20 protein-coding genes are annotated in these 17,572 nt (G+C 46.8%); 19 read left to right on the top strand and 1 reads right to left on the bottom strand.

Annotated features, from left to right (window positions below; genetic code table 11):
- Positions 1-39: 39 nt before the first annotated feature.
- Positions 40-1,008, bottom strand: a complete 969-nt coding sequence (locus Q7C19_RS06320; RefSeq protein WP_375091884.1) for an asparaginase — start codon at positions 1,006-1,008, stop codon at positions 40-42.
- Positions 1,009-1,175: 167 nt separating this feature from the next.
- Here Q7C19_RS06320 and prsW point away from each other — a divergent pair, with 167 nt between their 5' ends.
- The 19 genes from prsW (at position 1,176) to Q7C19_RS06225 (ending at position 17,560) form a co-directional block, all read left to right on the top strand.
- On the top strand, positions 1,176-1,853 hold the full coding sequence (prsW, locus tag Q7C19_RS06315; protein ID WP_056062183.1) for a glutamic-type intramembrane protease PrsW: 678 nt from the start codon (positions 1,176-1,178) through the stop codon (positions 1,851-1,853).
- Positions 1,854-1,872: 19 nt separating this feature from the next.
- Positions 1,873-2,529 carry a flagellar brake protein gene (locus Q7C19_RS06310; protein WP_035407143.1) on the top strand — a complete coding sequence of 219 codons (657 nt, stop codon included), beginning with the start codon at positions 1,873-1,875 and terminating at the stop codon, positions 2,527-2,529.
- Positions 2,530-2,605: 76 nt separating this feature from the next.
- Positions 2,606-3,280, top strand: a complete 675-nt coding sequence (cmk, locus tag Q7C19_RS06305; RefSeq protein WP_290751261.1) for a (d)CMP kinase — start codon at positions 2,606-2,608, stop codon at positions 3,278-3,280.
- Positions 3,277-3,876 carry a lysophospholipid acyltransferase family protein gene (locus Q7C19_RS06300; RefSeq protein WP_290751258.1) on the top strand — a complete coding sequence of 200 codons (600 nt, stop codon included), beginning with the start codon at positions 3,277-3,279 and terminating at the stop codon, positions 3,874-3,876. Before cmk ends, Q7C19_RS06300 begins: the two co-directional genes overlap by 4 nt.
- Positions 3,877-3,978: 102 nt before the next feature.
- Positions 3,979-5,112, top strand: coding sequence for a 30S ribosomal protein S1 (gene rpsA / locus Q7C19_RS06295; protein WP_056062180.1), 1,134 nt, complete (start codon positions 3,979-3,981; stop codon positions 5,110-5,112).
- A gap of 123 nt (positions 5,113-5,235) precedes the next feature.
- Positions 5,236-6,546: a ribosome biogenesis GTPase Der gene (gene der, locus Q7C19_RS06290; protein WP_029342014.1), complete on the top strand. Its 1,311-nt coding sequence runs from the start codon at positions 5,236-5,238 to the stop codon at positions 6,544-6,546.
- Between the two features lie 14 nt (positions 6,547-6,560).
- The gene (locus tag Q7C19_RS06285; RefSeq protein ID WP_035407152.1) at positions 6,561-7,586 is read left to right on the top strand and encodes an NAD(P)H-dependent glycerol-3-phosphate dehydrogenase; all 1,026 of its coding nucleotides are present in this window, start codon (positions 6,561-6,563) and stop codon (positions 7,584-7,586) included.
- Positions 7,587-7,625: 39 nt separating this feature from the next.
- The gene (locus Q7C19_RS06280; RefSeq protein WP_023468644.1) at positions 7,626-7,802 is read left to right on the top strand and encodes a DUF2768 domain-containing protein; all 177 of its coding nucleotides are present in this window, start codon (positions 7,626-7,628) and stop codon (positions 7,800-7,802) included.
- Entirely contained in the window at positions 7,799-8,533 is a 735-nt protein-coding gene (locus Q7C19_RS06275) for a hypothetical protein (RefSeq protein ID WP_035407154.1), read from the top strand. The genes Q7C19_RS06280 and Q7C19_RS06275 overlap by 4 nt, the downstream gene beginning before the upstream one ends.
- Positions 8,534-8,618: 85 nt before the next feature.
- Positions 8,619-8,891, top strand: coding sequence for an HU family DNA-binding protein (locus Q7C19_RS06270; RefSeq protein ID WP_012370671.1), 273 nt, complete (start codon positions 8,619-8,621; stop codon positions 8,889-8,891).
- Positions 8,892-9,031: 140 nt separating this feature from the next.
- The gene (locus Q7C19_RS06265) at positions 9,032-9,610 is read left to right on the top strand and encodes a heptaprenyl diphosphate synthase component 1 (protein ID WP_290751244.1); all 579 of its coding nucleotides are present in this window, start codon (positions 9,032-9,034) and stop codon (positions 9,608-9,610) included.
- 22 nt (positions 9,611-9,632) lie between these two features.
- Positions 9,633-10,340, top strand: a complete 708-nt coding sequence (locus tag Q7C19_RS06260; RefSeq protein WP_035407160.1) for a demethylmenaquinone methyltransferase — start codon at positions 9,633-9,635, stop codon at positions 10,338-10,340.
- Between the two features lies 1 nt (position 10,341).
- Positions 10,342-11,304, top strand: a complete 963-nt coding sequence (locus Q7C19_RS06255) for a polyprenyl synthetase family protein (protein WP_035407163.1) — start codon at positions 10,342-10,344, stop codon at positions 11,302-11,304.
- A gap of 93 nt (positions 11,305-11,397) precedes the next feature.
- Positions 11,398-11,814 carry a nucleoside-diphosphate kinase gene (gene ndk, locus Q7C19_RS06250; RefSeq protein ID WP_035407166.1) on the top strand — a complete coding sequence of 139 codons (417 nt, stop codon included), beginning with the start codon at positions 11,398-11,400 and terminating at the stop codon, positions 11,812-11,814.
- Positions 11,815-12,006: 192 nt separating this feature from the next.
- The gene (locus tag Q7C19_RS06245; RefSeq protein WP_375092148.1) at positions 12,007-12,783 is read left to right on the top strand and encodes a CheR family methyltransferase; all 777 of its coding nucleotides are present in this window, start codon (positions 12,007-12,009) and stop codon (positions 12,781-12,783) included.
- A 19-nt stretch (positions 12,784-12,802) separates the two neighbouring features.
- Complete coding sequence (aroC, locus tag Q7C19_RS06240) at positions 12,803-13,957, top strand: chorismate synthase (protein WP_035407171.1); 1,155 nt, start codon at positions 12,803-12,805, stop codon at positions 13,955-13,957.
- Positions 13,954-15,015, top strand: coding sequence for a 3-dehydroquinate synthase (aroB, locus tag Q7C19_RS06235; protein ID WP_056062174.1), 1,062 nt, complete (start codon positions 13,954-13,956; stop codon positions 15,013-15,015). The genes aroC and aroB overlap by 4 nt, the downstream gene beginning before the upstream one ends.
- Complete coding sequence (aroA, locus tag Q7C19_RS06230; RefSeq protein ID WP_375091883.1) at positions 15,006-16,262, top strand: 3-phosphoshikimate 1-carboxyvinyltransferase; 1,257 nt, start codon at positions 15,006-15,008, stop codon at positions 16,260-16,262. Before aroB ends, aroA begins: the two co-directional genes overlap by 10 nt.
- 11 nt (positions 16,263-16,273) lie before the next feature.
- Positions 16,274-17,560 carry a tetratricopeptide repeat protein gene (locus tag Q7C19_RS06225; RefSeq protein WP_231496842.1) on the top strand — a complete coding sequence of 429 codons (1,287 nt, stop codon included), beginning with the start codon at positions 16,274-16,276 and terminating at the stop codon, positions 17,558-17,560.
- The last annotated feature ends 12 nt before the right edge of the window (positions 17,561-17,572 follow it).

Genomic DNA, 17,572 nt, shown 5'->3' with positions numbered 1-17,572 from the left:
ATTCGGAATGATGAGTTCCGAGTCAAGAGGTTTTTTCATTTATTCGACCCTGAATGACTCTTCGAGTTCTGATTGGGTCGCATTGATTTCGAGTTCAATCATTAATTTAAGTCGTGCTTTTTGTGAGTTCAGTCCATTTGAGAAAATGACACCGATCTCTTTTAACTGTTGACCGCCACCTGTATATCCATAAACATCTTGCACGATTCCATTGAAGCATCGACTAACGATGACGATCGGCATGACTGCGATCAATTCGGCAATGGCATCGACGATACTCGGAGGGACGTTCCCTTGACCGAGAACTTCAAGTACGAGTCCATCGTAACCGAGTTGTTTCACGGCTAGTAATAAATCTGGTTCCATTCCGGCATATACTTTCAAAACAGCAACACGTTTAGAGAGCGAGGTTACCATATGTGTTTGCTTCAGAAGTGGCGTGTTGAATAGGTAAACGTGATCTTTCGTCACCATGCCAAGATTTCCGAAGTGAACCGATTTAAACGTATCGACGGATGACGTATGCGTTTTCGTGACGTTGAATGCCGAATGAATCTCACCATTAAAGACGACGAGAACACCTTTTTCACGCGCTGCTTCACTAACTGCGACACGGAGTGCCGTGATCAAATTAAACTCGCCATCCGATCCGACTTCGTTGGATGAACGCATGGCTCCAGTCAAAACAATCGGAACAGGTGCACCAATTGTCAAATGCAAGAAATAAGCGGTCTCTTCAAGTGTATCCGTCCCATGGGTGATGACGACTCCATCGTAGTGTTCCTTAGCAAGTTCACTTTCGATGAAGTGTGCCAAACGTAGCATGATGTCGGGCGTCATATGTGGAGAAGGTAAATTTGAAAAATGACGCGTTGTGATGTTTGCGATATCCGTCGCTCGAGGTAGTGAAGCATCCAGTGGATTGATGTCATTCGGTAAGACGTGACCAGAGTGATCTTGCGCCATCGCAATCGTTCCACCCGTATGAATTAATAATAATGATTGCATTCTAAATGGTCTGTGTCAAAAGACAAAAGACCTTCACCTACTTTCTATAGCATATTCAATTAGTTCTTCCATATTGTAACCTTTTTCCCTCCCGAAACAACGAGGACGTTTTCTTTTTTCCAAGAAACCTTTATTCTTATGGAGAGGAAGAAAGGGGGAGAGGAAGCGTGATTCAAATCGTTTTCTCCGGAGTTGCCCCAGGCATCGCACTCCTAACTTATTTTTATCTACGTCACGAACATGAATCAGAGCCCGTTGGATATATCCTTCGAAGCTTCATTTTTGGAATTTTACTCGTTTTTCCCTTGATGTTCATCGACTACATCGTTCAAACGGAGTTTGGTGGGCGTGAAGAGGTGCAATTGATTCGAACAGCAGTCACAGAAGAGTTTGCAAAATGGTTCGTCGTCTTTTATACCGTGTATATCCATCAACGGTTTAATGATTATTATGATGGGATCATCTATGCCGTAGCGTGCTCGCTTGGATTTGCTACCCTTGAGAACATCTTATATCTGATGGTGAATGGAACGGTCGAACACATGCTATTCCGAGCTTTACTACCGGTATCCGGTCATGCTTTGTTTGCTGTCATCATGGGTTTCTTCATGGGAATGGCGAAATTCTCGCCTCACCCGTATCGGTGGTTGTCCTTATCGATAACGATTCCGGTATTTGCACATATCTTATTTAATTTGTTAATATTGGAAAATGGTGGTATATCTGTTTTGCCAATCGTCTTCATGATCATTTTATGGACGATCGGATTATTTCAAGTACGAGGTGCCAACCGTTTGAATCGTCGATTCAAACGAAAAAAACAACATTCAGATGGCATCGAATAGAAAGTAGGAGCGAAGTAGGATGATGGAAATCGGGGATTTAGTAATGCTTTCGAATAGTGAAGATCGACAAGGACGGTCAAAAGTAACAGCCGTAACGAATCGATTGATTTGGATCGAGGCACCAAGTGAGGTCGCGACATTAAAAACGTTCATCTTGTCAGATCACGAAGAAGTTTCTTTTTACTTCTTTAAAGAAAAAGGTAAATTATTTGGGTTTGATACGGTCGTCGTGGAACGACAAAATGATCCACTTCGTGGTCAGCGGTACGCCTTAAAGCGACCGAGTGATGATCAAATCGAGCGCATCCAACGACGTCAATTCGTTCGAGTACCACAAATGCTCGATGTCGCCGTTCATCCGCATAAAACACAATTTGATCCGTTTACGACGGTGACGCTTGACTTATCGGCTGGTGGCATGATGATTTTGTCGGATCAGTTACCGATTCAAAAAGAGGAAGAGGTGGAGATGACATTCATTCTACCTACTGGTGACGGTATTTCGAGTACTTTAGATGTTATTGCTGAGCTCGTCCGTATCGATCGACGGGAAGAACGGTATGAACTCGCATTCCAATTTACAATGATTCCTGACAGAAGTCGTGAGCTAGTATTGCGTCACTGTTATCAAATGCAAATGAAAAGTTCAAGAAGGGGCATGAATCCATTCACCTGACCGCATTTTTTTGCTATGATAACGTTCGGAAGAATGAATCCCCATCAAATATGGGGAAGATGGAAGGATTGGATGGATGATGAAGAAGATTCAAATTGCATTAGATGGACCAGCAGGTGCTGGGAAAAGTACGATCGCAAAACAACTGGCGGCACGCCTTGACTATGTATATATCGATACAGGGGCTATGTATCGTGCCGTTACGCTCGCAGCACTCGAACAATCGCTTGATCTGAACAACGGAGAAGTGCTTGGCGAATTGATGAAATCGCTTGATATTCGTTTAACACCAGGCGAAAACGGGCAACGTGTCTTTATTGGTGATCGCGAAGTGACGGATGCGATCCGTTCCATCGAAATCACGAATAATGTATCGTTCGTCGCTCGTCAAAAAGAAGTTCGAGCAGCACTCGTCACGGCGCAACGAAAATTAGCAGATCAGGGTGGCATCGTCATGGACGGTCGTGACATCGGTACAGTCGTATTACCTGATGCTGAATTAAAAGTTTTCTTGACGGCAACTGTGGAAGAGCGTGCAGCTAGAAGGCACCGGGAGAACATCGCGCGTGGGATGGCTAGCGATATCACAGTTCTTCAAGAAGAAATCGCGCTGCGGGACAAACGGGACAGTGAACGTGAAGTCTCTCCTCTACGCCAAGCAGACGACGCATTATATCTAGATACGACAGAGATGACGATTGATCAAGTCGTTGTTCGCCTGATGGAACTAGCGGAAGGTGTTCTAAAATGAAACGTCAAGATACCGTTTATCGGATTGCGCGGTTTGTCGTCTGGGTCATAGCCAAAACAGTCTTCCGATTGAAGGTGACGGGGCAAGAGAATATTCCGAAAGACGGTTCCTTACTCATCTGTGCCAACCACAGTTCAAATTGGGATCCCGTCTTCCTCGTCAGTGCGATTCCACCGAAACGTTCGGTTCGTTATATGGCGAAGGAGGAGTTGTTTAAAGTCCCTGCCTTAAAGCAGCTGATGATTGCGGCAGGAACCTATCCTGTCGGTCGTGGTCAAGGGGACCGTCAAGCCTTGAAACGGACGATCGAGCTGTTAAATACGGATGAGACTGTTGGCATTTTCCCAGAAGGAACGCGTTCTGCTCCAGGAGAATTCACATCAGCACAACCCGGTGTAGGGTTCTTCGCCTTACGATCGAATGCTCAGATTTTACCGATTGCCATCATTGGATCGTATCGCCCTTTCAAACGAATGCGCGTCGCGATCGGAAAACCGGTCGATATTTCGGATTTACGTGATCAACGTGGTGCTGCGAAAGCGATTTCTGATCGAATCATGGACGAAATCAAATCCGTCTACTACAATCACGCTTAATACCTTGACAAATAGTCAGAATTGTAAGAAGTTAGAAGCAGGATAAACGCATTGACACGTGTCAGGCGTTTCTTGTACTCATCGTGAGGAGGTTGTTTTGGAATGGTCGAAGAAATGAAAGATATGCCTGATTTTGAAATTCATCGGGACCAGGTAGTTACCGGAATGGTCGTGAAAATTGAAGACAAGCAAGCACTCATTGATATCGGATATAAAACAGAAGCCATCTTACCGATCAGCGAAGTATCGAGTCTTCATCTCGATGATATTCGTGGTGTGTTGAACGTCGGAGATGAACTACAAGTGAAGGTCAAGAAAATCACGGATGAAGAGGTCGTCGTCTCAAAACGAGAAATTGATGCACTTAAAGCGTGGGAGCAAGTTGAAGAGAAGTATAAATCAGGTGAGATCTTTGAAGTTGTCGTGAAAGACATCGTTAAAGGTGGTCTCGTCGTTGATATCGGTGTCCGTGGATTCATCCCAGCGTCGCTTGTCGAGCGGCATTACGTCGAGGACTTCTCGGATTACATCGGTCGTTCGATTGACGTCAAGGTCGTTGAACTCGATCAAGAGAAGAACCGTGTCATTCTCTCGCACAAAGCCGTCGTTGAAGGTGAATTGAACGCGAAGAAAAAAGAGACACTCGAAAATCTAGAAGTGGGGCAAGTTCTAGAAGGAACAGTCCAACGATTGACAGATTTCGGTGCTTTCGTTGATATCGGTGGCGTCGATGGTCTCGTTCATATCTCGGAAATGGCACACCATCGTGTCGAACGTCCTTCGGACATCGTCACGGAAGGTCAGAAAGTCGAAGTCAAAGTACTTGGCGTCGACCGTGATACAGAAAAGGTTAAGTTGTCGATCAAGGAAACACAACCGGGTCCATGGCAACAGATGGAAGGGAAAATCGAAGCTGGGGATATTGTCAAAGGACGTGTACGTCGTCTTGTCCAGTTCGGTGCCTTCATTGAGCTTGCACCGCAGGTAGAAGGGCTTTTGCATATTTCACAAATCGCGAACCGTCATATCGGATCGCCTTCAGAAGTACTTGAAGAAGGACAAGAAATTGAAGCGAAGGTACTCGAAGTGCGTCTTGATGAGCACAAGATCTCGCTCTCGACACGTGTTCTCGAAGAGGAAGAAGGGTCTTCTGAGGACTATTCGGATTACTCGAATCAATCAGAAGGATTTTCTGTCGCTGACTTGACAGAAGACGATTCAGAGACGAAAGAATAAAGGATGACACAAAGCGGACACAAGCGTGTCCGCTTTTTATATGCGGTTTGTTATGGTATATGAGAGTTTGATTTGATACAATAGAACGGCTATGAAGCGAGAGAAGAGAAAGAAGGTGTTGGGATGGCAATTCCAGTCGTGGCGATCGTAGGTCGCCCAAATATCGGAAAGTCGACGATTTTTAACCGGGTGATTGGAGATCGGGTTTCAATCGTAGAAGACAAGCCAGGCGTTACCCGCGACCGTATTTACGGAACTGGAGAATGGCTGAATCGTCATTTTCATTTGATTGATACAGGTGGAATCGAAGTTGGGGATGAGCCCCTACTTCAAATGATGCGTCATCAGGCGGAGCTCGCCATTGATGAAGCGGACGTTATCATTTTCATGGTGAACGGACGCGAAGGAATCACAGCAGCGGATGAGGAAGTCGCGAACATGTTGTTCCGTTCGAACAAACCAGTCGTCGTAGCTGTCAATAAAGTGGATAATTTTGAGATGCGTGATTTAATGTATGAATTCTACTCTCTTGGATTCGGAGACTTATTCCCGATTTCTGGTACACATGGTCTTGGACTTGGTGATTTACTCGACCGTGTCCTTGAATTAGCACCAGATAAAGAAGAGTTGGAATATGACGAAAGTACGATTAAGTTTGCCTTGATTGGTCGTCCAAACGTCGGGAAATCAAGTATGACGAACTCGATTCTTGGTGAAGAGCGTGTCATCGTCTCGAATATCGCTGGTACAACACGTGATGCAATCGATACACCATTTACGCGGGATGAACAAGAATACGTCATCATCGATACGGCAGGGATGCGAAAACGCGGGAAAGTCTATGAATCGACAGAACGCTTTAGTGTCATGCGTGCTCAAAAAGCAATCGAACGAGCAGATGTCGTCTGTGTTGTTCTTGATGGTGAAGAAGGTATCATCGAACAAGATAAAAAAGTAGCAGGATATGCCCATGAAGCAGGTCGCGCGGTCATCATTGTCGTCAATAAATGGGATGCTGTTGAAAAAGATGATAAGACGATGAAAAAGATGCAAGAAGAGATTCGGGAAGAATTCCGTTTCCTTGACTATGCACCAATCGTCTTCGTCTCAGCAAAAACAAAACGTCGTTTACAAACGTTATTACCAGTCATTCAGCAAGCAGCGCACAGTCATGCGCAACGGATTCAGACAAGTGTCTTGAACGATGTCATCGTCGATGCTGTCGCTATGAACCCTGCGCCGACAGATAAAGGAGTTCGTTTACGGATTAACTATGCGACTCAGGTCGCGTCGCGTCCGCCAACGTTCGTCTTGTTCGTCAATGATCCAGAATTGCTTCACTTCTCTTATAAACGATATCTCGAGAACCGGATTCGGGAGGCATTTGATTTCACAGGTACACCAATCCGGATTTTAGCTCGTCAAAAACAATAATGAGGTGATTCAGTATGACCAAAATCGCTGTCATCGGAGCAGGAAGCTGGGGAACAGCGCTCTCGCTCGTCTTAGCCGATAATGATCAGGAAGTCATTCTTTACGGTCGTGAACAAACAAATGTCGACCGTATCAATGAGCATCATGAAAATGCGCAATTCTTGCCGGGCGTCGTGTTGCCACAATCATTGAAGGCGACGACGGATCTCAAAGTGGCGGTCGAAGGCGCAACACATATTTTGATCGTGACACCGTCATCTGCGATTCGTGCGGTTTCTCGTCAACTAAATGAACTATTGACAGAACCAGTCGTCCTGATTCATGCATCAAAAGGAATCGAACCGAAGACACATCTTCGATTGTCTGAGTTGATCGAAGCAGAGGTCGACCCGGCGAAACGTAAAGCGGTTTGTGTCTTGACAGGTCCTTCACATGCTGAAGAGGTTGCGTTACGTAAACCGACGACGGTGACCGTTGCATCGGATGATTTAGAAGAGGCTGGTCGTGTGCAGGAATTGTTTACGAATGAAAACTTCCGTGTCTACCTCAATGCGGACATCATCGGGGCAGAACTCGGTGGAGCACTGAAGAATATCATTGCACTTGCTGCGGGTATGACAGATGGTCTCGGTTACGGGGACAATGCCAAGGCAGCCTTGATTACGCGTGGAATGGTCGAGATGGCTCGTCTTGGAACGATGCTTGGGGCAAACCCAATGACGTTCACCGGCTTGACAGGAATGGGTGACTTAATCGTCACTTGTACTTCTGTCCATAGCCGAAATTGGCGTGCGGGAAATGCCATCGGTCGAGGAGAAAAACTAGAGACAGTGCTTGAAAACATGGGAATGGTCGTAGAAGGTGTTCGTGCGACACAAGCTGCATATGACCTAGCAGAGTCGAAACAATGTGAACTCCCAATTACTTCTGCTTTATACCATGTTCTCTTTGACGGTCATACACCGGAAGAAGAAGTCAAAAAGTTGATGCAACGACCACAAAAAAATGAGATCGAGCATCTCTTCACGACGAAAGATTAACGGAGTGGGGTGGAAACCTTGAGTCCAGGATTATTAAAAATGTGGATTTCGTTCGCTGGCATCGGACTCTTTGCGATCAGTGTCTTGCTGGTCACGGTCAGTCGGACGAAGTTGAAAGGGATTTGGCAGATTCTCGTGTCAACCTTGGCATTCGTTTGTTTCATCGTTGCGTCGATCATCATGGTATTTATCGTCATGGCGGGACCGAGCGCATGAAAAAGTGGTTCGTACTACTCATGCTCATTCCGGTGACGTTATTATCAGGTTGTCTCTTTCCGGACAGCCAGAAACCGTCGAACCGCGTGCCGTATCCGCAACAATTACGTACCGTTCAGGATGCCGTCGATGCATACCAGAAAGACACAGGTGTTTTGCCGATCAAAACGATGGAGGCAGATACGCCACTCATGGAACGTTATCAAATCGAACTGGGCCGTCTGATACCTCGTTATATGAGTGATCCACCAACGAACAGTTTCGAAGGCGGGGGAACATTCATCTATTTGTTGGTCGACGTTGAGACGAAGCCGACTGTCAAATTGATGGATTTGCTTGTCGCGGAAGAACTACAGAAGCTTCAAGTCCGAATTGATGCGTATCGCAAGAAGAATGATAAGTACCCATTTAAAGGCTCCATCGGAAAAAATCAGTTTACCCTTGACTATAAAAAGTTATTCATCAAAAAAGAACCGACTGTCCCAAGTCCGTACTCAGATGAAAAGCTATCGATCTATGTCGATGGTCAAGGTCGTCTTTTCATCAACTATTTGCCAGAGTTGAAGAAAGCTGTACAAACTGCGAAGAAAAAGCCGAAAGTCGGTCAGGATATTCGGTATTTGCTTTATGAAGATCAACCTTTTGTTCCTGCCTATTCTCAAAGCTACACGATAAACGAAAAAGGCGAACCTGTGTTTTCAGAGAAATCGAGCGAAGAATCTGAAAATTGAACGTTATTTACACGAAAATGTTGTAATAGCAACGTTTATAGGGTATGATTACCCTCGAAGAAGTGATTGGGAGGGGGTGAAAGTAATGAACAAAACTGAACTCATTCAAGCAGTCGTCGAAAAATCAGGTCTTACAAAAAAAGACGTGACGAAAGTTGTTGAATCAACATTCGAATCGATCACTGAGACACTTCAGTCTGGAGAGAAAGTCCAATTGATTGGATTTGGTAACTTCGAAGTCCGTGAGCGTGCAGCCCGTAAAGGTCGCAACCCACGTACGAAAGAAGATATCGAGATTCCAGCAAGCAAAGTACCTGCCTTCAAACCAGGTAAAGCATTGAAAGATGCTGTGAAGTAATCCGGCTACATAGTCGCCCGAGATTTTCTCGGGCGGCTTTTTTGTGGACATTCAGAAGCGTGAAAGCCCGCCGATTATGGTATATTAAAAAAGAAGAACGTCCATCAACGAGATGGCACTGGAGATCGGGGGGTAAAAGCATGGAACAACATGAGCTGCGCGTGGATGAAATCATCACTGCACTCACCACTAAACAAACGACACGATTGGCTCGACATGTGGATTTCCCTTCCATCGATCGTGAACAGATCCGTTGGTTGATTGATGTCGCTCAACATGACAAGCTAGATTCAGAAGCACTCGTCAAAGCGATTCATTTCGCACAAGTCGCTTTACGTCTGCATGAACGCGTCAGTAAAACATTACGCGGTTCGAAGGAAAGACAGCTTCTTGTATTAGCTGGAGATCTTTTCTCGAGCTACTTCTTCGAACAATTAGCGGGTTTGCCGAAAGAGATTCTTGTCTCACTCGGACGGACCATTCAACGTGTCAATGAAGCGAAGTGTGCCTTACACGAAATGAACTATGAATCAACGGAAGAACGGGTTCTCTTATGGTTAACAGCAGAGTTCGGATTAATGCAAGGACTCGCGGCAATCACCAAACGAGAATGGCTGACACGACAAGGACGGCAGATCATTCAACAACAGGCAGAGCAGCTAGATCTGGTCGCACAGAAATTACTGTTATCGCATCTCGAACAGATGGCGGTAGCATGAGATCTTGGAAAGGGTGAGCAGTGTGCAGACAAAAGATAAAGAAAAAAAAGTGTATGAAGTGTTCCAATCGATATCAACGAACTATGATCAAATGAATTCAGTCATCAGCTTCCGACTGCATAAATTGTGGAGACGCGAAACGATGCGCCGGATGCAAGTCTTCCCAGGTGCTAAATGTCTTGATCTTTGTTGTGGAACGGCAGACTGGACGATTCAACTGGCAAAAGCAGCCGGTCCGACTGGTGTCATCAAGGGACTTGATTTTTCAGAGAACATGTTAAAAGTCGGCGTGGAGAAAGTAGAAGCGCTTGATATGAAAAACATCGAATTGATTCACGGAAATGCGATGGATTTACCGTTTGGTGACAACTCATTTGATTTCGTGACAATTGGTTTCGGTTTACGGAACGTTCCTGATTACCTTCAGGTCATTAAAGAGATGCATCGCGTCTTAAAACCAGGTGGAACGGTCGTCTGTCTGGAAACGAGTCAACCGACGGCACCGATTTTCCGAGAAGCATATTCGCTATACTTTGGAAAAATCATGCCACAAGTAGGTCGTTTGCTTGCTAAATCGTATGATCAATACAACTGGTTACAAGAATCAACGGAAGTGTTCCTCGACCGTGTCGAACTGAAACAACTCTTCGAACAGGCAGGCTTCATGCAAGTGGAAGTCAAAGCATTCGCGGGTGGGGCTGCTGCGATGCACCTTGGGAAGAAGTGGTGAGATGTCACTGCATTCCATCTACCGTGATGTCACGAAGGAAGTTAATTTAGTCGATCGTTTTCTGATCAGTCATATCGCTTCGGAGGAACCAACGATTGATGCAGCAGGAAAACAACTGTTGAAAGCTGGTGGAAAACGGATTCGACCAGCGTTCGTATTGTTAGCCTCTAAATTCGGTGAGGCAGATCGAGATGAACTGATCCGTGTAGCAGCAAGTCTTGAGCTCGTCCATATGGCATCGCTTGTACACGATGATGTCATTGATGACGCTGAACTACGACGAGGAAAACCGACCGTTATGCAATACTTCGATGAAGAAGTGGCGCTTTATTCAGGCAATTATTTGTTTGGGGAAGCGATTCGGTTGATTGGAGAAGTCGGAAAACCAGAGCTGGTCCAAGTCATGGTCCATACGATGCGTGAAATTTGCGAGGGTGAGATTGAACAGATCTATGATCAATATGATTGGGAACAGTCGATTAAACGTTATATCAAACGAATTGAACGAAAAACAGCCATTCTCATTGAAGCAAGTTGCCATCTAGGTGCAATCGTTGCGAATTGTTCAGCGGCCGATACGAAAGCGTTACGACTGTTTGGACGAGATATCGGACTCGCTTTTCAGATTGCTGATGATTTGCTTGACTTCACAGCGAATCGAACGCAACTTGGTAAGCCAGTGGCAGAGGATCTACGTCATGGACATAAGACGTTACCCGTCTTTTATGGAGCGGAAGATGCTGCCTTTTACGAAAGTCTTTCGAAAATCGAGACGATGCCTACCCATGAAGAAGTTGCACCATTGCTAGCATTTCTTCAAACTTCAGGTGCCCTCGAACGAACACAACGAACGGTCGATCTTTACATTCGTCGTGCCATCAACCGGCTCGAACCCTTACCTAAATCTTCCGCTAAACGATCGCTCGAAGAAGTGGCGCGCTACGTTGGTAAACGAAAAGGATAAAGATTGTCAAAAATTTCTTGCTGTTCTTCTAAAAAGCCAGTAAACTGACTATGTAAGCGCTTTTCTAAAAGCATTTCATAGGGGGAACTAGAGATGGAACAGACATTTTTAATGGTCAAACCGGATGGCGTAGAACGTGGGTTGATTGGGGAAATCATCGGACGGATCGAACGCAAAGGATTCATCATTCGTGAAATGAAAATGATGAACGTCACAGAAGAACTCGCAAAAGCACACTACGAGGAACATGCGGAGAAACCATTCTTTGGAGAGTTGGTCACTTTCCTGACGTCAGGTCCTGTCGTCGCTTTGCGTGTTGAAGGGGCAGACGTTGTTGCCGTTTCTCGTTTGATGATAGGAAAAACAAAACCACTTGAAGCAGCACCTGGAACGATCCGTGGTGATTTTGCGAACACGATGAGTGAGAACGTCATTCATGGTTCAGACAGTATCGAAAGTGCGGAGCGTGAGCTTGGTCTTTGGTTTCAAGGACAGCCAGTTAATGTCTAATACATGAATAGTAGGACAAGCGGGGAGGGATTCGATTCGATCGAATCCCTTTTGTCGTATTCTTGTAAAACGGACTGACCGGATTGGTTAATTGCTTTTTGGAATGCCTATAGCTTTATGCTACTATAGAAAATAAGTTGAACCGGTCAAAGAAATGACCATTTGATATCGAGAGTGAGCGAGGTGTGCCAATTGGAAGATTATGAACTTTTCATACAACGATTCAAGACCAAATCAGGGATTGATCTCGGTCAGTATAAAGAAGCACAGATGAAACGACGGTTGACGGCGTTACGTGACAAAAAAGGGTACAGTACGTTTGCGTCCTATATGCAGGCAATGGAAAAAAGTACCTCGTTATACGAAGAATTTCTAGATCGGATGACGATTAATGTCAGTGAATTCTTCCGTAATCCGATACGTTGGCAACAATTGGAGCAAGACATCTTACCGGTCTTGGAATCACGTGCACATGGACGAATTCGAACGTGGAGTGCTGCCTGTTCGACGGGAGAGGAACCGTATTCCCTAGCGATGATCTTAAGTGAACGACTCGATTCGTCGGCTTTTACGATTCAAGCAACGGATTTGGATGAGCTTGTCCTTGAAAAAGCGAAGCTTGGTCGATACGGAGCTTCCGCATTGAATGAGGTCGTAGAAGCGCGGAAAAAGCAATATTTCATCGAGCAGGAGCAGACATTCGAAGTTGTTCCAGAAATCAAACGACTTGTTCGTTTCAGTAAACATAATTTGTTAGGCGACCGGTACGATACCGGTTTTGATTTAATCATCTGCCGTAATGTACTGATTTATTTTACGGAAGAAGCGAAAGCACATGTCTATCGTTCGTTCGTCGAGGCATTAAAACCAGGCGGTATTCTGTTCGTTGGAGGAACGGAACAAATTTTCCAACCAGAACGATTTGGATTAAAGATGAAACAAAGCTTCTTTTACGAAAAAATCGGTTGAACAGGAAGGGATGAAGCGAATGCGTTACATGACAGCAGGAGAATCGCACGGAAAAGGATTGACTGTCATCATTGACGGGATGCCGGCAGGACTCACGATTGATTTCGAAGCCATTCAGCGTGAAATGACGCGTCGTCAAGGGGGATATGGACGAGGTCGACGGATGCAAATCGAACAAGATCAGATTGATGCACGTGGTGGGATTCGCCACGGATACACGACGGGATCACCGATCAGTTTGTTCATCGAGAATAAGGATCATACGCACTGGACACAAGTCATGCAGGCGGAACCGCTCGAAGAAGAGTTGGAACGCCCACGGACATTAACGCGTCCACGTCCCGGACATGCGGATCTCGTCGGAGGATTGAAGTACGGTCATCGCGATTTACGCGATGTGCTGGAACGTTCTTCAGCGCGTGAGACAGCAGCACGTGTTGCCGTCGGTGCCTTCGCTAAACAATTACTGAATGAACTCGGAATTGAAGTATTCTCGCATGTACGATCGATCGGTGGGATTGATGCCCCTTGGAAAGATCCTGTAGAATATCAGGAAACCATTGATGCTTCACCTGTTCGCTGTGCCGACGAACTTGCAGGACAACGAATGATGGAGGAAATTGATGCTGCCAAAAAAGAAGGCGATACACTCGGCGGTGAGATCGAAGTCGTCGTGACGGGCATGATGCCAGGCATTGGATCCTTTACCCAAAACGATCTAAAGCTCGACAGCCGAATCGCGCAGGCTGTCATCAGCGTCAATGCGATGAAATCAGTCGGTTTTGGTGACGGGTACGAGCTCGGTCGTCGCAAAGGAAGTACCGTCCAAGATGAGATCGTCCATGATGCATCCGGATATCATCGACGGACGAATCATCTAGGTGGAATCGAAGGAGGGATGTCGACAGGGATGCCGATTCGCGTCCAGGTCGCGATGAAGCCGATTCCGACGCTCTATCGCCCCCTGCAATCAGTCGATATTGAGACGAAGGAAGCCTTCACGGCACAAATCGAGCGAAGTGATGCCTGTGCCGTTCCTGCCGCATCTGTTGTTTTAGAAGCCGTCGTTGCGTTTGAGATTGCGGTCGCTATCCTTGAAATGTTCGGAACATCAACGATTGATCGTCTTCAAGCTGCCGTTGCCGCTTATACAGAGGAGGTTCGAACGTTTTGATCGAGCTTGATATCCGGTTGAAAACGTCATATCCAGTATTTGTCGGAAATGGGGCATTAGCACGTTTATCGCATCTTTCGGCGCTGAACGAGGCGGATCGCATCTGGATCATTACGGATGAGACGGTTCGAGACTTGCACTTGCACACGTTGCAAGAGGCATTAGGGTCTATATCTCAATCAACAAGCATTCATGTCAGCACTGTGCCAACTGGGGAGCAGAGTAAATCACTTGCGGTCTACGGTTCTTTATTGGAAGAGGGAATACGTCATGGAATGACACGACATAGTATCATCCTTGCGTTTGGTGGTGGCATGATAGGTGATTTAGCGGGATTCGTTGCAGCGACTTTTTTGCGCGGCATCCCGTTCATTCAAATTCCGACGACACTCTTAGCACATGATTCGAGTGTAGGTGGAAAGGTCGGTTTGAATTTATCGCTTGGAAAAAACTTGGTCGGGGCATTTTATCAACCGAGCGGTGTCGTGTATGATTTAACGCTTCTTCAGACATTACCAGATCGGGAATGGCGGAGCGGCTTCTTTGAATTGGTCAAACATGGATTCCTCGCACGACCATCGTTTGCAGATACGTTACTCGATGCCTCGTTGGATACTATAAAAGGGCTTGATCTTGAAGACTGGCTCGCACGAGGGATTAACGTTAAACGGGATATCGTCGAACAAGATGAGACGGAACAAGGGATGCGTGCCTTCTTGAATTATGGGCATACATTCGGGCATGCCGTTGAATATGCGAGCCTGGGTCTGTCGCATGGCGAGGCAGTAGGGATCGGACTCGTCTTCGTCAAGTTTTTGGAAGGAAATGAGGAACAGGCGGAACAACTCGGACGGTTGCTCCACCGTCTCGGAACCGGATTGCCGGACCGACAATCGTTCGAGACATATCTGGAACTGATGCGTCGCGACAAAAAGAATCACCAAACTACGATCCGATTCGTCCTTGAGAAAGAAGGACGTTTTGACTTAGAGGCAATCAGTGAAGAACGATTGCAACAAGCGTTCAATCAAACAATGAGGTGTTTAGAATGGGATTAAGAGGAACAGTACAAGTACCGGGCGATAAATCAATGACACACCGTGCTTTTCTGTTCGGTGGGATCGCTAAAGGAACGACACATGTCAGAAATGCACTCGAAGGAGCGGACTGTCTCGCTTCATTAGAAGCGATGCGAGCGCTTGGGGCACACGTCGAGCGAACAGCAGGAGAAATTCGCATCACCGGTACGGAAACGTTTCAAGAAGCAAAGATCGATTGCGGAAACTCGGGAACGACGATCCGTCTTTTAAGTGGGATTCTAGCAGGCGGTCAAGCAACGTATGTACTCGATGGAGATGCTTCCTTGCGCAGACGTCCGATGAAACGGATCACGGAACCACTTGCCTTGTTCGGAGCGAACATAACAGGTGAGACGGCGCCGCTTCACATTACGGGAACGCCACTTGTCGGAACGACGTATACGTTACCGGTCGCAAGCGCGCAAGTGAAAAGTGCCGTCTTACTCGCAGGTTTACATGCGACGGGCGAGACGACGGTCATCGAGCCGATTCTATCACGGGACCATACGGAACGGATGCTGCCACAGTTTGGCGTTGACGTATCGATCGATGACTACGAAGATGGTCGACATATTCGTGTTCAAGGTCCTGTACATTTACAAGCGACGTCACTCGACATCCCGGGGGATCCATCGTCAGCAGCGTTTTGGTGGACGGCAGCAGCGATCGGGCAGGATAGTCGGATCACGACGACGCACGTCTTGATGAATCCGACACGGGTCGGTTTTTTACAGACGTTGCGCCAGATGGGGGCAAGTGTCGAAATCGATCATCGCTCAGAAGATGGTGGAGAGGAGACGGCAGATGTGACCGTCGAGACGACATCGTTGCAAGCGACCACGGTCGAAGGTGAACAAATCCCTTCCTTGATCGATGAGATCCCGTTACTTGCATTGCTTGCGACGCAAGCAGAGGGACGAACGATCATTCGCGATGCGGAAGAGCTCCGTGTCAAGGAGACGGACCGGATCGAGACGGTAGTGACGGCGTTACGGCGTCTCGGGGCGAATATCGAGGCGACAGATGACGGTATGATTATCGAAGGACCGACACCTTTGCAAGCAGCGGAAGTCGACAGTGCAGGTGATCACCGACTCGCAATGATGTTGACGATCGCGGCGACAATCAACCCGGAAATTATAGTGCATGGACGCGAAGTAGTTGAAGTCAGCTACCCAACGTTCTATGATGATTTAAAGAAACTTCAATCCGACCGATCTGAGTAAGAAATAGGCGGATGACAGAAAGTGGGGCGTTTGCCTTGAATGAACAAGTATTGAATGGCATCATCGAAGAACTAGAACACGGTCATACCTCGGAAGCCTTAGCGACACTAGAACAACTCGAAAAGACAGGGACGGATGAGGATCGCCTCGCGGTTGCCGATCTCTATATCGAACTTGGATTATCAGACCGAGCAGTTAATCTATTGGCACCGCTTTACGTCGAATATGCAGGTAACGCCGGAGTCGCCTTGTTACTGGCAGAATGTTATATCGATTTGGACCGGGAAGAGGAAGCGATTTCTGTCCTTGAGCAGGTCGACACAACGGACATGGAATATGGTCCCCGTTCTCTCGTATTACTCGCTGACCTCTATCAGTCACAAGGTCTTGACGAAGTGGCATTAGCGAAGCTGAAGGAAGCACGTAATCTCGCTCCTGAAGAACCATTACTGGCATACGGATTAGCCGAGCTCTACATGACGCTCGGTGCGTTTGATCAAGCGGTACCACTATTCGCTGAAATCGCAGAGCGTCCAGAGTTACGTGCTGAATTGCCGCTCGATGCCCTGTACGCGGAATCACTCGCGATGACAGGACAATTTGAGGATGCGATTCCACTGTATGAACGTGCTGTCGCAGAACGTTCCGACTTGCATACGCTGTTTGGTCTTGCGATGACGGCTCACCGTGTCGGTCAACACCAAAAAGCAGTCGAGACATTCCAACAATTGATTGCGCAGGATCCGGATTATACATCAGCGTATGTACCGTACGCAGAAAGCCAAGCCGAACTTGGGCTGACGAAAGAAGCACTGAACGTCATCAAGCAAGGGATGGAGCGCGATGATTATAATGACGAGTTACGGACGATGGAAGCCTTATTCCTTCTCAAACTCGGCGATCGCGCAGGAAGTGTTCAAGCGTTACGTGAAGCACTCGCTTTAAACCCGGAATCAATCGTCGCAGCGGAACGTTTGCTTTCGTTACTGGCAGAAGACGAGGATCATGAAGCAATGATTGAGACAATCTCAGCCATTGAAGAACATGTCACGGCTCCGATTCTGACATGGTACCGGGCGCGCGCTTTATATGCGTTAGAGGAATACACGCAAGCGATGGAGAACTATGCGATAGTCGAAGGCGCATTCACGGAAGACGCGCTTTTCTTGAAAGAGTATGGTTTTGCACTCGTCGAGGAAGGACGGCGTGAAGAGGGACAACGTCTCTTACGACGCGCTGCACAGTTGACACCAGAGGATAACGAACTCGTCGACTATGTTGAACGAATGGATGGATGACTTCACGGGAGA

The organism is Exiguobacterium sp. PHA03 (assembly GCF_041945985.1).
Classification (GTDB): Bacteria; Bacillota; Bacilli; order Exiguobacteriales; family Exiguobacteriaceae; genus Exiguobacterium_A.
This window is presented reverse-complemented; position numbering and strand designations above follow the sequence as displayed.